The organism is Streptomyces sp. NPDC039465 (genome assembly GCF_055639315.1).
The window spans coordinates 657558-671090 of sequence record NZ_JBVKAP010000002.1; the positions used below are offsets into that span (position 1 = coordinate 657558).

Here is a 13533-nt window from a genome sequence, read left to right on the forward strand (position 1 = left end):
CCGCCGACCGTATCCCCGCGGACGGCCCGCGGCGCGGCGGGAGTGAGTACGGGGAGCGGGGCAGGTGAGTACGCCGCCCCATGCCGGCGGGGCGGGGTGGGCGGTGGAATGGGGCCATGACCTCGAAGGCCTCGCGGCACGTCCGCGTCCAGCACATGACCTGCGCCGGCACCGCCCTGGCGGCGGCGATCCTTCCGCTGGCCGTCGGCGTCCTGATGGCCAAGGCGATGGCGGCGGACCCGCTGACCCCGGTGAACGCCCTGATCACGGGCGGCGGCCACCGGGCCCGAATCCCACGCTGCCAGTGGCGCCGCTGCGGCACGGCCGCGCTGAGGCTGCGCACGCGGCTGCGCCGGGCGGGATGAGAAGCGGTCCTCCACGGGGGAAGGAGGACCGCTTGCCGCCACCCTGCCACTTCGGCGGGACGGACACCAGGGGTGCGCGCGAATCGGCCGGGGGCATATGCGGGTGGGTCTCGGCGGGGGGGCGCGGGCCGGCTGCCGGGCCCGGGGGCGGCGCCCGGGGGGGTCGGCGCCGGCCCGAACGGATCCCGGCAGGACACGCCCGGGGCGCACGACTCCGGCCCGGACGGCCCGCGGAGCGGCCGGCTCCAGACCGGACGGACCCGGCAAGACCGCCCGCGGCGCGACCGACTCCGGGCCGAGCCCGACCCCGGCGGCCGACCGGCCGGCCGTCCGGTCTCACCGCCGAGCGGTGCGCCCCTACGGCGTCAGGACGATCTTTCCCTTCACCCGGCCGGTCTCGATCAGGCGGTGCGCCTCGGCCGCACGGGCCAGGGGCAGGACTCGGTCGACGTGCACGCGCAGGCGCCCCCTCTCGACCAGCGCGGTGAGTTTCTCCAAGGCGGCGTGGTCGGGCTCGACGCCGAGGCTCGCGAAACGGGCGGCGCCGGGCGCCTCCAGGCCCGGTACGGCCGCCGCGCGTGTGGCGCTGACCAGGATTCCGCCGGGCCGCAGCGTGGGCACGGCGCGCGCCGCGTCGTCGCCGGCGACCAGGTCGAGGAGCACGTCGACGTCTCGTACGGCCGCGGCGACATCGGTCGTGGTGTAGTCGAGGACCTCGTCGGCGCCCATGGCCCGCACGAACGCGTGCTTCTCCGCGCGCGCGGTGCCGATGACGTACGCGCCGAGCGCCTTGGCGACCTGGACGGCGAGGTGGCCCGTGCCGCCGGCCGCTCCGAGGATCAGCACCCGCTGGCCGGCTGCCAGGCGCGCCGTGTCGACCAGGCCCTGCCAAGCGGTGAGCGCGGCCATCGGCAGCGCGGCGGCCTCGGGGTGGGTCAGGGTGGCGGGTTTGGGGGCGAGGTGGCGCGGCGGCGCGGTGACGTACTGGGCGTAGCCGCCGCCGCGCCACGGGAAGTGCACCAGGCCGTACACCTCGTCGCCGGGCGCGAAGCGGGTGACGCCGGGCGCGACCGACTCGACGACCCCGGACACGTCCCAGCCGGGGATGAACGGCAGCGTGCCCCAAGGGACCACGCCCGTACGGTATTTCGCGTCGACCGGGTTCACACCGGCCGCCCGGACCCGTACCAGCACCTCGGTGGTCACCGGCTCCGGACGGTCGACCTCCACCACGCGCAGCTCCTCCGGCCCGCCGAAGGCGGTCTGGCTGACGGCACGCATACGCACACCCATGGGTGCACCCCTCTTACTGTTCGTCTCGCTGAAGTGTCATGGTCGCCGCGCGGCGGACACCAGCCTGCGCCGGAGAGGCGGCACTTGAGAAGAAGGCACCTCACTGGTATCGAGGTTCCTCATGGATACCTGCACCGACCTGCGGCAATTCGGCGGCGCCGACGCCTACTTCCAGACCTGCCCGTCCCGCGCGGTGCTGCCGCTGCTCACCAGCAAGTGGGTCCTGCTCACGGTCGGCGCCCTCCAGCAGGGCCCGCTGCGCTTCAACGCGCTGCGCCGCCTGCTGGACGGCGTCACCCAGAAGATGCTGACCCAGGCACTGCGCACCCTGGAGCGCGACGGCCTGGTCACCCGCACCGTCTACCCCACGATCCCGCCGAAGGTCGTGTACGAACTCACGGAACTCGGCCACAGCCTCACCGGCCTGCTGACGGCGATCCAGTCCTGGTCCGAGGACCACGAGGATGCCGTGCTCACGGCCCGCCGCTCCTACGACCGCCGCGCGGCCGTCGATGTGGAGCCCGTACGCCCGGCCGACGACTGAGGGGCAAGGGCGGTGGAGCGGCGCCGGGCCGGTCAGGAGGGCTTGCGGAGGGCTTGGGACAGGCGTTCGCCGAGGGTGCGGTCCAGGGGGCTTTCGGAGGGGAGGCCCAGGGTCGCCGCCAGATCGCGGAGGTGGAGGTCGGCGAGGGCCTCGGTGAGTTCGGCGAAGGACTGGGCGGCGGCGCGGGCGCGGTGGAGGCCCGTGGCGGTGGCGGTGAGGCCGATCAGGGCGGCCGGCCACCACCACAGGCCCAGCACCAGATAGCCCGCGCCCCAGGCGCACAGGCGCGCCGCTGCGGCGAAGCGGACGCGGGCGGCGTGGAGTTCGGCGCGGGTGCCGTCGGCGGCGAGGAGCCAGAGGTGGGGCCAGGCGGCCGCGAGGTCCAGGCGGTAGGTGCGCCAGAGGCGTTGGCCGGGGGCGGCGAGCCGGTCGCCCATCGCGAAGGGGTGGCGGGGTGGGGCGGCCGCGATACGGTCCCGGTCGGCGTAGTGGCTCTCCGCGAGGCCGGCGAGCCGGTCGGCGTCGTCCGCGCCGGCGATACGGGCGCGGCCGGCCGTGACCAGTGCGGTGCGGAACGCCGCGTCGGCTGCGCGCCAGCGGCGCAGCCGGCGGTCGGCGAGGCGCCGCAGCAGGGGTCCTCGGGGCTCGGCGCACCACAGGAGTTCCACGGCGGCGCCGAGGGTCTGGGCGGCCGTACCGATCGCGGCCGCGCCGAGCAGCAGGCCCAGCGCCACGAGGGCGATGGCGCCGGCGCTCCGGGACGAGGGTGTGGCGGCGAGCGTGTCGAGCCAGGTCCGCACCTTCCCGATGTCGGCCCAGTGTTCGTGGCCGAGCACCGTCGCCGTGGTGGCGGCGGCGAGGAAGAGCAGTCCGGGCAGAGCCAGCAGCGTCAGCCACCGCTCGGCGATCTTGCCGCCCAGCGCACTGAGGAAGGCGCTGGTCACCGGAGGGGCACCGCGTTCAGCGGCCGGCCGAGGATGCCGCAGGCGGGCCGGTCCGGGGCATCGGCGTCCGGCGCCTCCACCCGCCCGCAGTGGCCCGTGGGGCAGGCCAGTACGTACAGCGCGGGATGCCCGGCCACCGGCAGGCTCTGGAACTGGAAGGGGGCGCCGGGGGGTGGGGGCGTGGTGCGGTACGAGCCGAGCCCGGCGCTGTGTCCCGCGGCCAGCAGCAGCTCCTCCAACTCGTCGAGAGAGTCTTCGAGTTGCTCGGGGGAACGGCCGTCGCGCAGGGCGGCGACGATCGTCTCGACGAGCCGCGCGCCCGGCTCGCCCAGGGCGCCGAGCACCGGTGAGGACGAGGGGTCCGCGAGCCGACGGCAGAGCTCTCCGAGCCGCGTGTTGCCTGTGTGGGCCCCGTCGGCCGCGTGCGCCCCGTCGCCTGTGCCCGCCCCGTCGGCCGTGTTCGCCACGCTCCCGCTCCCCCTCGGACGCCGGTTGCCCGTTCGGGGCGATTGTACGGCCGGAAGTCGGCGTGGACGACGGCTCCTTGGCTATCGTGAACACGGGCCGTAACGTGGACGCTACGCGGGAGAGGCGTGTTCCAGTCACGCGGTCCGGGGCGGCGTCAAACCGGGGGTGGTCGTGGTCAGCGCGGCGGATGCGACGGCGGCCGGAGGTTCCGGCGCGCGGCTCGGGGCCGATCAATTGCTGATGCACCATCTGTCGACGGGCGACGGCAGGGCGCTCGACGAGGCCATCCGGTCGTACCGCCGGGAGCTCGCGGCCCTGGCGCCCGGCGACGCTGCCGTGCCGGGCCGCGCCGGCAATCTCCTGATCGCCCTGTACCGGCGGTGGCAACTCACCGGTGACACAGCTGATTTGGGGGCACTGATCGCCCTTGGTCGTGAACGGGCGTCCGTCGCTCGCGTACGCGCGCAGGACGTGACCCTCCTCGCCCTGGCGTACCGCCGGCGCTTCGACCTCCTCAGGGACGCGAGCGATCTCGACCAGGCGATCGAGCTGTTCGACCGGGCGGCCGACATTCCGCAGACGGCCGACACCGGCGCGCAGGTGCTGGCGTCCCTGGGCGAGGCCCTGCAGGAGCGGCACACAAACGGCGGGGGCCCGGGCACGGCCGACGGGAGGGACCTGGCCCGGGCGGTGAGCGCCTTACGGGACGCACTGGAGATCCTGCCGCCCGCATCGACCGACCGGCCCGGCTACCACAACAACCTCGCCACGGCGCTGCACAGCGCATACGAGCACAGCGGCGACACCGCCGCCCTGCGTGAGGCCCTGGACCTGTGGCGGGCCGTGCTGCGCGAAAGCCCGCCGGGCAGTGAGGTGCGCCCGCTCGTGCTGGGGAACCTCTCCCAGGGCCTTCGCCAGTGGCACGCACACGACGCCGACGAGTCGGACCGGGCGGAGATGCTGGACGTGCACCGCACCGCCCTGGCCGAGACGCGCGTCGGCCACCCGCACCGCCCCGAGCGGCTCGCCGGTCTGGGCGTCGCGCTGCGGCTGGCCGCCGAAGGCACCGGCGACGCCGCGCTGCTGCGGGAGTCCGCGCAGCTGTTGCGCGAGGCGCTGCCGCTGTACGCCCCCGACGCCCCCGAGCGGGCCATCAGGATGAACAGTCTCGGCAACACCCTGCACCGTCTGGCCCAGTCGACCGGCGACGGAGCCGTGCTCGACGAGGCGATCGCCGTCCTGCGGTCCGCCCTGGCCCGACAGCGGCCGGGCTCCCGTCCGTACGCCGACACCCTGGCGAATCTCGCCGTCACCCTGCGAGAGCGCGCCCTGCAGACCGACGATCTGGACTCGCTGCGGGCGGCCACCCGGCTGGCCCGGGAGGCGCTCGACGCGGCTCCGCCCTCCCCCACGGCGCGGGTCCCGCGCCTGGGCAACCTCGGTGTGGTGCTGCAGAGCTGGCACGAGACGACCGGTGACACGGCCGCCGCCGACGAGGCGATCCGCGTGGCCCGTCAGGCCCTGGCACTGGGCCCGGCAACCGGCCTGCCCCGCCTGGACCGGCTGAACCACCTGGCCAACGCGCTGCGCGCGCGGTTCCAGGCCGCCGCGGACCCGGCGGACCTGGACGAGGCCGTCGCCCTGCTTGAGGAGGCCGCCGAGCACGCCCCGTACGGCGATCCGGCGCTGGCGCTCGTGCTCTCCAATCTCGGTTCCGCGCGGCTGACGCTGCATCACCACAGCGGCGGCGAAGGGCTGCTGGAGCAGGCGGTGAGCGATCTGGGCCGGGCCGTCTGGTCGACCACGGAGGGCAGCTCGTCCCACGGCACGTATCTGCGGTCGTACGGCGACGCGTTACGCGCCCTGCACCGCCGGGACGGCGACCCGGGGGTCCTGCGGGCCGCCGAGGACGCCTACCGGGAGGCGGCCGGCATGAAGGCCCTGCCCGCGTACGAGCGGGTGCTCGCGGCCTGGGACTGGGGGGCCGCCGCGGCGGCCGGTCTCCGCTGGGACGAAGCGCTGCGCGGGCATGAGGTGGCCCTGGAACTGCTGCCGTTCGCCGCCTCCGGCCGGCTGGCTCGCAGCGATCAGGAGCGCGGTCTGTCGCGGGTGCGGGGTCTTGCCGCCGAGGCCGCCGCGTGCGCGGTCAACGCAGGGCGGCCGCAGCGCGCGGTGGCGCTCCTGGAACAGGGCCGGGGCGTGCTGCTGAGCCGGGCCATGGCCACCCGGGACGGGCTCGGACGGCTGCGCGGCGCCCATCCGGAGCTCGCCGAGCGGTTCGTCGAGGTCCGGGACCGGCTCGACGCGCTGGAGGCCGTCGACGCGGCGGACACGGCTCTCGGCCGGCTGCCGGACAGCTCCTCGGACCAGCGGCACCGGCTCGCGAGCCGGCTGGAAGAGCTGGTGGCTCAGATCCGCGAGGCACCGGGCTTCTCCGACTTCCTCACCGCGCCGGACGAGCGTGCCCTGCTGGCGTGCGCGGAAGACGGCCCGGTGGTCCTCGCCTACTGCAGCGGCTACCGCAGCGACGCGCTGATCCTGCGTCCGGGGGGCGTCCTGCTCGTACCGCTGCCGGGAGCCACGCCGCACGCGGTCGGCGAACAGGCGGACCGGCTGCGGCGCGCGCTCGTCGACGCGATGGACCCGACCCGCGACAAGGCCGCCCAGCGGACCGTCGCCGAGGTCCTGGCATGGACGTGGGACCACGTCACCGGCCCTGTGCTCGACCGGCTGGGGCTGCACGGTGCTGCCGGCGCCGGGGGCGACCTGCCCCGCCTGTGGTGGTCGCCGGGCGGACCACTGGCCGCCCTGCCGCTGCACGCGGCGGGTCACCACGGCGAGAGCGCGGGACTCGTGCCGCGGCCGGAGACCGGGGCGGGGGCGGGTCGCCGGCGGGAGGCCGGCGCGGGTACGGTGCCGCGGCCGGAGGCCGGCACAGGAGCGGGGGCGGGGCTGGAGGCCGGGGCAGGAGCGGCGCCGGAGGCCCGCGCCGGTGCGGTCCCGCAGGCCGTCATGGATCGGGTGGTGTCCTCGTACACGCCGACCGTCAGGGCTCTGCGGTATGCCCGGGCGCGGGCCGCCGCCCCACGGCCGCCCGGTCGGCTCCTCGCCGTGGCGCTCCCCCAGACGCCGGGGGCCCGGCCGCTCGGTGGGGCGCGCCGGGAGGTGGAGGCGCTGCGCGCGCTGCTGCCGACCGACGTGCTGTACGGGGAAGGGGCCACCTTCGACCAGGTCATGGCGGCCCTGCCCGATCACCCTCATGTGCACTTCGCCTGCCACGGAGTCAGCGAGCCCGACGACCCCTCGGCGGGCCGGCTCCTCGTGCACGACCACCCGACGCGGCCGCTGACGGTCCGGCAGATCGCCCGGCTCGACCTGCCGGCCGCCCGGCTCGCGGTGCTCTCGGCCTGTGAGACGGCGCGCGCCGAGGGGGACCTGGCCGACGAGTCCATCCACATCACCTCCGCGTTCCAGCTCGCGGGATATGCCCACGCCGTCGGCACGCTCTGGCCGGTGCACGACGCCGTGGCGGTCCGCGTCACCCGCCTCCTGTACCGGGGGCTCCGTACCGCCGACGGCGACGACGGGCCACGCCTGGACGACAGCCGGACGGCAGCCGCGCTGCACCAGGCGGTGCGGGAATGCCGCGCCGCTTTCACCGCCAGCCCGAGCCTGTGGGCCGCCCACGTGCACGCGGGCGCCTGAGACACGCACACGGACAAGAGGAGACGGTCGCGATGAGCCGGTGGTGGCGGCGCAAGGCCGCACAGGGTGACGCGGGGAGCGGCGCGGACGGAGCGGAGGCAGCAAGCGGGCCGGGCCAGGGGCAGGAGGGAGATCGGGTCTGGCGGCCGACCGGCGGGCAGATCGTCATCACGGAGGTGACGGAGGGCCGTCCGGAGGAGGAGGTCACGCGGATCGAGGTCTCCCCCGAGGAGTGGCACACCATGCGCGCCCGGGCCGCCATCGAGCAACTGGGCGCCGAGCACCCGGACGCGCTCGCCGCGGTGCGCGAACTTGCCCGGGTCCTCGCCTCGACCCCCGGGCGCGGCGAGCAGGCGGTGACGTTCTACCAGCAGGTGGCCCGGGGCCAGTGGAGCGTCCTCGGGCCCCGCCACCAGGAGACCCTGCTCACGTCCGCCGAACTCGCCGGCGTGCTCCACCGGACCGGACAGCTACAGCTGGCCGAATCGGCCTGGCGCGACACCTTCCGCGGCCAGGCGGACACCCTTGGACGCGATCATCCCGACACCCTGCGGAGCGCGGCCGGGCTGGCGGCCGTGCTGGAGGACCTCGGGCGCGCTCCGGAGGCCGAGCCGTTGCAGCGGGACGTGCTGCAGCGCCGCACCCGGCTCCTTGGGCCCGACCACCCGGATGTGCTGAACGCGGCCAACTCCCATGCCGCGTCGCTGCTCAAGTGCGGCCGCCACAAGGAGTCCGAGCGGGTGCTGCGGGGGCTCGTGCCCCGGCTGGAGCAGCGTTACGGGCGTGACCATGAGCGCACCGCGTCCGCCCGGGCCAATCTCGGTGCCGTACTGGTCCGGCTGGACCGGCACGCCGAGGCGGAGACGCAGCTGCGCGCCGTGATCCGGTCCTTCGAGGCGACCGTGGGGGCGCACGACGAAGCCACCTTCACCGCGCGGAACAACCTGGCGGCCGTCCTGCACGCCATGGAGCGCTACAAGGACGCCGCTCGCGTCCTGCGGGAGGTCCTGGCCGGCCGGGTGGCCCTGAACGGCGAGGACCATCCGACCACGGTGTCGACCCGGGACAACCTCGCCAACGTCCTGATCGACGTGGGACGGCACGCCGAGGCGGCCGAACTCCTCGACCGCTGCGTCCGCGACTACCGGCGTATCTACGGGCCCGGGCACCCGCGTCAGCGGTCCGCCGAGGAGAAGCTGGCCTGGCTCCGGGACGGCGGCCGGTAGGGGGTGCGCGTCTACCGGGCGGGGCGTGCGCCGGTGGCCGTGTCCAGCGCGTACACGCTGTCCTTGCCCTTGCTGACGTACAGCGTCCCGTCGGCGATGACCAGGGTGCCGCCGCCGGTGACGGACGACGTCCATTTCCGCCGGCCGGTGGCCGCGTCCAGGGCCTGTACGTGGGAGTCGTCGGCGGTTCCGTTGACGTACACCGTCCCGCGCGCCACCTCCAGCTCCAGGCGGTCGATGTTGCCGAACGACCACTTCGTCCTTCCCGTGGCCGCGTTGAGGACGTGCACCCGAGCGGACCCCGGCGCATACACCGCGCCCTCGCCCGCCTTCAGGGTGCTCCACGCGCCATTGTCCTCGGGGCTCGCCGACCACAGCCGTTTCCCGGTGGCGGCGTCCAGCGCGTGCACCCACCGGTCCGTGGTCTCGCCGAGTTCCCCGACGACGTACACCCTGCCCTCGGCCACCTCCGTGCCCGTGTACACGCTGTAGCGGGTGCGGAACTCCCATCTCCGTGTGCCCGTGGCGGCGTCCAGGGCGTACACGCCCAGCGGGTCGTCGGTGCAGCGGGTGTAGACGAGGCTTCCCGCCGTCCACAGCCGCTCGGTGCTGCGGTCGGCGAAGACCCACTTCTTCTTGCCGGTGGCCGCGTCCAACGCCCGCAAGCGGTCCTGGTCGTCGATGTAGACGTGCACCGCTCCCGCGCCCGTCTCCCAGTAGACGATGCCGCCGAGGCCGCGGGCGACCCACCTCTCGGTGCGGGTGGCCGCGTCGAAGGCGTGGACGGCGTCCTCGTGGTGGACGTACACGTAGATCACGCCGCCGGTCACCGCCAGCAGCCGGACGCCGCCGACGGTGTACGCCCACGTCTTCTTGCCGGTGGCCGCGTCCAGCACGTACAGGTTCCCGTCCATGCCGACGGCGTACACCGCCCCGCCGGCCACCACCGGCGAGGGGACGAACGCGTCGCCCACGTCGGCCCGTTCGTGCCCGGCGCCGCTGATGCGGTGGGACCACTTCGTCCTCCCGTCGACCGCGTCCAGTGCGTGGACGGTGCCGTCCCGGGTGTCGACCGCGCTGACGTACACGACCCCGCCGGCCACCGTCAGGGGCGAGAGCGTGGACCCCTCGGCGTGGAACCACGGTGAGCCGTCCCCGGAGCCGGCGGAGGTGCCCCGGCCGGCGGGGTCGAGGAGGGCGAAGCCGGCGGGGACGGCCGCGGCGGCCGTGGCGGCGACTCCGAGCCACAGGGCCCTGCGGCGGGTGAGGAGTCCGGTGGCGTCCGCGGCCGGTTCCGGCGGGTCGCCCGGCAGGGTGGGTACGTGCGGTCGTGGCGCGTCGGCGGTGCGCGTGGGCGCCTCTGCGATGGCCAGGCCGGGGAGGCGGCGGAGGCGGTCGCCGACCTCGGCCGCGGAGGCCGGCCGGTCCTCGGGGGCCTTGGCGAGCAGCTCCATGACCAGGCCGTCCAGCGAGGCCGGCACCCCGGGCCGGATCCGGCCCGGGGGCACGGGGGCCTGGGTCAGGTGGGCGTGCATCATCGACGCCGGGCTGGTGGCGTGGAACGGGAGCCGCCCGGTGAGGAGTTCGTGGAGGACGCAGCCGAGGGAGTACAGGTCGCAGCGGGCGTCGCCGGGATGCCCGCCGAACCGCTCCGGGGGCATGTACGGGAACGTTCCCATGACTTTGCTCGACGGCAGCGACTCCATGAACCGGGCGATGCCGAAGTCGAGGATCTTGAGCTGGCCGCCGGGGGTGAGCATCAGGTTCGCCGGCTTCAGATCCCGGTGGACCACGTCCACCTCGTGCGCCCGTGCCAGCGCGGCGGCCGCCTGCGCCGCCCACTCGACCGCGGTCGCCACAAGTGGTGGCCCGTCCTCCTTCAGGACGGTGTCCAGGTCCCGCCCCTCCAGGAACTCCATGACCAGGAAGAGCGCCCCGTCCGCATCGTCCTGGCCGAAGTCGTGGACGGTCACCACACCGGGATGGTTCAGCGCGCCGGCGGTGCGGGCCTCACGCAGGAACAGCTCGGCGCCCGCGGTGTCGCGCCGGTCGTGCGGAAGCAGCTTGATCGCCACCCGCCGCCCGATCACCTGGTCCCGGCCCTCCCACACCTCCCCCATGCCGCCGCGGCCGACGAACCTCACCAGCTCGTACCGCCCGGCCAGAACCCGCACCACCATCCGCCTCCCCCGCACCCGACCGCCACACTCCCGGCACGCATACTGCCCGATCAACTCGCCGTACACGCCGATCTGTTCGGGACGCGTCGGAACATGTCGGAGCGCCGCCTCGGCGTTGCCCGGCCGCCGCGGCCGGTCGCAGACTCGTCGCCGTTCAGCCCCGCCCGCCAGCGGGCCGGGTCCGAATTCCCTTCGTTCCCGCCGGGAACGAAGGGGTGCCTACAAGGAGTCGCCATGCTGCTCACCGCGGTCTTCCTCGTCGCCGTGGGGCACCTCGACGGGGACCGCCTGCTGGTGCGCAGGGGGCAGGTGGTGGTGGTGCGCAAGCCCCGGTCCGCGGCCGTCTGGCGGGAGGCGAGGGGCAGTTCACTGATCGTGAAGAGGGTGGCGGCCGTCGAGGGGGATCCGGTGCCGCGCGGCTCGGTCCCCCGCGAGGCCGCTGAGACCGCTGAGGCCGCTGAGGAGTGCGTTCCGCTGGGCCGCGTGGTGCTGCTCGGCGACAACGCCCCCGCCAGTGTGGATTCTCGCCAGCTCGGCTACTTCCCCGTGAGCGAGGTGTTCGGTGTGGTGGCCCGGAAGCTGCCCCGCCCCTGTGAGCCCCGGGCCGTCCTGGCGCCGAGGCGCCTGCCGCACCACCACGAGGTGACGCAGCCGGCCACGAACAGCGCGGCGACGGCCCTGCCCGCCACCTCGGGGCGCCGGTCCTCGCCGTCCTGAGCGGCGCGTACGGCGCCGTCGGATAACGGCTCGACGGCCGCGCCGCCCGAGCCCCGGGTCCAGGCCTGTGTCTGGCCCTGGCCCTGGTCCTGGCTCCAGGCGGCGCGGGCGACGCCGCCCCGTGCCCGTAGCCACACGTCCAGCTCGTCCCCGCCCGCGCAGACCCGTACGAACGCCCGCACCACGTCCTCCCGGGGCAGGGTGGCGCGGCTCAGCACGGTGGCCAGCGTGCTGGGCGGCAGCACGTCGCCGTTCTCTTGCGCACGTGCCGCGATCTCCCGGTACGTCAGCTCCGACCATGCTTTGAGCGCCCGCATACGGGCCACGAAGGCGGCTGGGTCGGAGACGGCGTGGGGGCGGGGTGGACAGGAATACATCGACGAGGACCTTTCCTGACGAGTCGTCACGGCCGGGTGCCGTGACGGGGTCCTGATCGTCGCCATGTCCCCGGCCCGCCGACAAGGCATCGGCCCCCGGGCGCCCTGTCCGGGACACCGCACCCATCCGGACCTGCGTGTTCGACACTGTCCCGGACACGGCATCGGGAGCACGGCTCCGCCCGGGCAGCGGGGCTGCCCGGGCGGAGGTGATCGTGGTGCCGCGCTCTCGCGGCTGATCAGGTGCTGTCCGCCGCTCCGGTCGTCCTCGTGTAGCGCACGAGGGTCGCGCCGGCCAGCAGGACCACGACCACGGCACCCAGCAGCGCTATGGCCTTCGCCCAGGTGTACGTGAAGCCGGGGCTGCTGCTCAGCAGATTGATCGTCCCGGCGCCTTCCAGTGCGTGCAGCACGATGACGCCGGCGGCGAGCCCCGCGGTGGCGGCCCAGACGATCACGGCGTCCCGCACCGCGAGCCATACCCCGCCGAGCAGGCAGAGCACGGTGACGATCCCGGAGAGCGCCTCCGCCGAGCCGCCGGCGCGCAGGTCCGCGAGGTCCACGGGCACATGGACGAGGCCGCAGACGATCAGCGCGACCGCCGCCGGCCAGCGCAGCACCGACCGCAGCGCCGAGGAGGCGGTGTGGCTGCCGGGACCCGCGGCCAGGGCGCCGTCGAGGGCCGACCGCGCCCACGTGACAGACCGTCGCCGCTTCGGGGCGGCTGCGGGGACTTGGTCGGTGTCGGCGTTCGCGCGGTCGTCCTGGCTGGGGCCGCCCGCCGGCTCCTCGACGTTCCTGGCGACGGGCAGCCAGTCGACGTTGTCGTGGCCGATGATGTTCACGAGCTTCACGACGTCCTCGATCGGCCGGCCCACGGCCGCGGCGCGCAGGGTGGTTTCGGCCTGCTCCAGGTCGTACCCCGAGGCGTTGAGCAGCACGACCAGTTGCCGCACTTCGTCCAGGGGACGGGAGACGGCGGCCGCGCGGAGCGCCACGTCGGCGGGGCAGGACAGCTCACCGGTCTCCTGAAGCCGCGACACCAGCGAGGCGACCTCGTCCACCGGACGCTCGGTTGCCGCCGTCCACAGAAGGGTGTGAATCGCCTCGTCGCCGTTCTCGTTCTTGTCCGACGCCTCCGGGGCGCCCTTCGCCGCGGACAGCGACGCCGACGGGCCGCTCTTCGGGGCGCTCTTCACCACAGGCGGCGAGGCCGGAGGGCCGCTCTTCGGGGCGCTCTTCACCACAGGCGGCGAGACCGGCGGGGCACTCCTCGGGGCGCTCTTCACCACAGGCGGCGAGACCGGAGGGGCACTCCTCGGGGCGCTCTTCACCACGGGCGGTGAGACCGGAGGAGCGCTCTTCGTTTCAGGCGGTGAGACCGGCGGGGCACTCTTCACCACGGGCGGTGAGACCGGAGGAGCGCTCTTCACCTCAGGCGGTGAGACCGGAGGAGCGCTCTGCGCCACAGGCGGCCGGGCCGGAGGAGCGGCCGGCGGAGGCGACCAGACCGGCGGGGCAGCCGGCGGGGTCGGCGGAGCCGGTGGGGCGCTCTGCGCCACAGGCGGCGGGGCCGGTGGGGCGCTCTGCGCCACAGGCGGCGGGGCCGGCGGGGCAGTCGGCGGGGGCGACCAGGCCGGAGGGGCAGCCGACGGAGGCGGCGGGGGCGGCGACGCCGGAGGGGCCGGAGGGGCGCTCTGCGCCACAGGCGGCG

The 13533-nt window shown here is 75.1% G+C and carries 10 protein-coding genes and 1 pseudogene; 5 read left to right on the plus strand and 6 right to left on the minus strand.

Annotated features, from left to right (window positions below; genetic code table 11):
- Nucleotides 1-116: 116 nt before the first annotated feature.
- Nucleotides 117-365 (plus strand): hypothetical protein, encoded by a 249-nt coding sequence (locus ACZ7LT_RS09220; RefSeq protein WP_471235358.1) that lies wholly within the window; start codon nucleotides 117-119, stop codon nucleotides 363-365.
- Between the two features lie 357 nt (nucleotides 366-722).
- On the opposite strand, the gene ACZ7LT_RS09225 is transcribed toward ACZ7LT_RS09220, so the two are convergent.
- Nucleotides 723-1658 (minus strand): NADP-dependent oxidoreductase, encoded by a 936-nt coding sequence (locus ACZ7LT_RS09225; protein WP_471235359.1) that lies wholly within the window; start codon nucleotides 1656-1658, stop codon nucleotides 723-725.
- A gap of 121 nt (nucleotides 1659-1779) precedes the next feature.
- Here ACZ7LT_RS09225 and ACZ7LT_RS09230 point away from each other — a divergent pair, with 121 nt between their 5' ends.
- Nucleotides 1780-2202 carry a winged helix-turn-helix transcriptional regulator gene (locus tag ACZ7LT_RS09230; RefSeq protein ID WP_471235360.1) on the plus strand — a complete coding sequence of 141 codons (423 nt, stop codon included), beginning with the start codon at nucleotides 1780-1782 and terminating at the stop codon, nucleotides 2200-2202.
- Between the two features lie 32 nt (nucleotides 2203-2234).
- Here ACZ7LT_RS09230 and ACZ7LT_RS09235 read toward each other — a convergent pair whose 3' ends face one another.
- Both ACZ7LT_RS09235 and ACZ7LT_RS09240 read right to left on the minus strand, forming a co-directional pair.
- Nucleotides 2235-3146 carry a hypothetical protein gene (locus tag ACZ7LT_RS09235; RefSeq protein ID WP_471235361.1) on the minus strand — a complete coding sequence of 304 codons (912 nt, stop codon included), beginning with the start codon at nucleotides 3144-3146 and terminating at the stop codon, nucleotides 2235-2237.
- Entirely contained in the window at nucleotides 3143-3613 is a 471-nt protein-coding gene (locus ACZ7LT_RS09240) for a hypothetical protein (protein ID WP_471235362.1), read from the minus strand. The genes ACZ7LT_RS09235 and ACZ7LT_RS09240 overlap by 4 nt, the downstream gene beginning before the upstream one ends.
- 241 nt (nucleotides 3614-3854) lie before the next feature.
- Here ACZ7LT_RS09240 and ACZ7LT_RS09245 point away from each other — a divergent pair, with 241 nt between their 5' ends.
- Together ACZ7LT_RS09245 and ACZ7LT_RS09250 are read left to right on the plus strand one after the other, a co-directional pair.
- Nucleotides 3855-7319 carry a CHAT domain-containing protein gene (locus ACZ7LT_RS09245; protein ID WP_471235363.1) on the plus strand — a complete coding sequence of 1155 codons (3465 nt, stop codon included), beginning with the start codon at nucleotides 3855-3857 and terminating at the stop codon, nucleotides 7317-7319.
- Between the two features lie 32 nt (nucleotides 7320-7351).
- Nucleotides 7352-8545, plus strand: a complete 1194-nt coding sequence (locus ACZ7LT_RS09250) for a tetratricopeptide repeat protein (RefSeq protein WP_471235364.1) — start codon at nucleotides 7352-7354, stop codon at nucleotides 8543-8545.
- 11 nt (nucleotides 8546-8556) lie between these two features.
- Here the strand turns inward: ACZ7LT_RS09250 and ACZ7LT_RS09255 are convergent, their stop codons facing one another.
- A complete protein-coding gene (locus ACZ7LT_RS09255) occupies nucleotides 8557-10725 on the minus strand; it encodes a serine/threonine-protein kinase (RefSeq protein ID WP_471235365.1) in 2169 nt (722 codons plus the stop codon).
- 234 nt (nucleotides 10726-10959) lie between these two features.
- Here ACZ7LT_RS09255 and ACZ7LT_RS09260 point away from each other — a divergent pair.
- Nucleotides 10960-11241 (plus strand): annotated as a pseudogene (locus ACZ7LT_RS09260) (hypothetical protein); the annotation flags it as partial.
- A 20-nt stretch (nucleotides 11242-11261) separates the two neighbouring features.
- On the opposite strand, the gene ACZ7LT_RS09265 reads toward ACZ7LT_RS09260, so the two are convergent.
- On the minus strand, nucleotides 11262-11819 hold the full coding sequence (locus ACZ7LT_RS09265) for a helix-turn-helix domain-containing protein (protein WP_471235628.1): 558 nt from the start codon (nucleotides 11817-11819) through the stop codon (nucleotides 11262-11264).
- Between the two features lie 239 nt (nucleotides 11820-12058).
- The gene (locus ACZ7LT_RS09270; RefSeq protein WP_471235366.1) at nucleotides 12059-13018 is read right to left on the minus strand and encodes a hypothetical protein; all 960 of its coding nucleotides are present in this window, start codon (nucleotides 13016-13018) and stop codon (nucleotides 12059-12061) included.
- Nucleotides 13019-13533: the final 515 nt, after the last annotated feature.

What these genes read in the sequence shown, in the direction of transcription:
- ACZ7LT_RS09220 (WP_471235358.1), top strand. Translation starts at nt 117, where the DNA reads ATGACCTCGAAGGCCTCGCGGCACGTCCGCGTCCAGCACATGACCTGC.
- ACZ7LT_RS09225 (WP_471235359.1), bottom strand. Translation starts at nt 1,658, where the DNA reads ATGGGTGTGCGTATGCGTGCCGTCAGCCAGACCGCCTTCGGCGGGCCG.
- ACZ7LT_RS09230 (WP_471235360.1), top strand. Translation starts at nt 1,780, where the DNA reads ATGGATACCTGCACCGACCTGCGGCAATTCGGCGGCGCCGACGCCTAC.
- ACZ7LT_RS09245 (WP_471235363.1), top strand. Translation starts at nt 3,855, where the DNA reads ATGCACCATCTGTCGACGGGCGACGGCAGGGCGCTCGACGAGGCCATC.
- ACZ7LT_RS09250 (WP_471235364.1), top strand. Translation starts at nt 7,352, where the DNA reads ATGAGCCGGTGGTGGCGGCGCAAGGCCGCACAGGGTGACGCGGGGAGC.
- ACZ7LT_RS09255 (WP_471235365.1), bottom strand. Translation starts at nt 10,725, where the DNA reads ATGGTGGTGCGGGTTCTGGCCGGGCGGTACGAGCTGGTGAGGTTCGTC.
- ACZ7LT_RS09265 (WP_471235628.1), bottom strand. Translation starts at nt 11,819, where the DNA reads ATGTATTCCTGTCCACCCCGCCCCCACGCCGTCTCCGACCCAGCCGCC.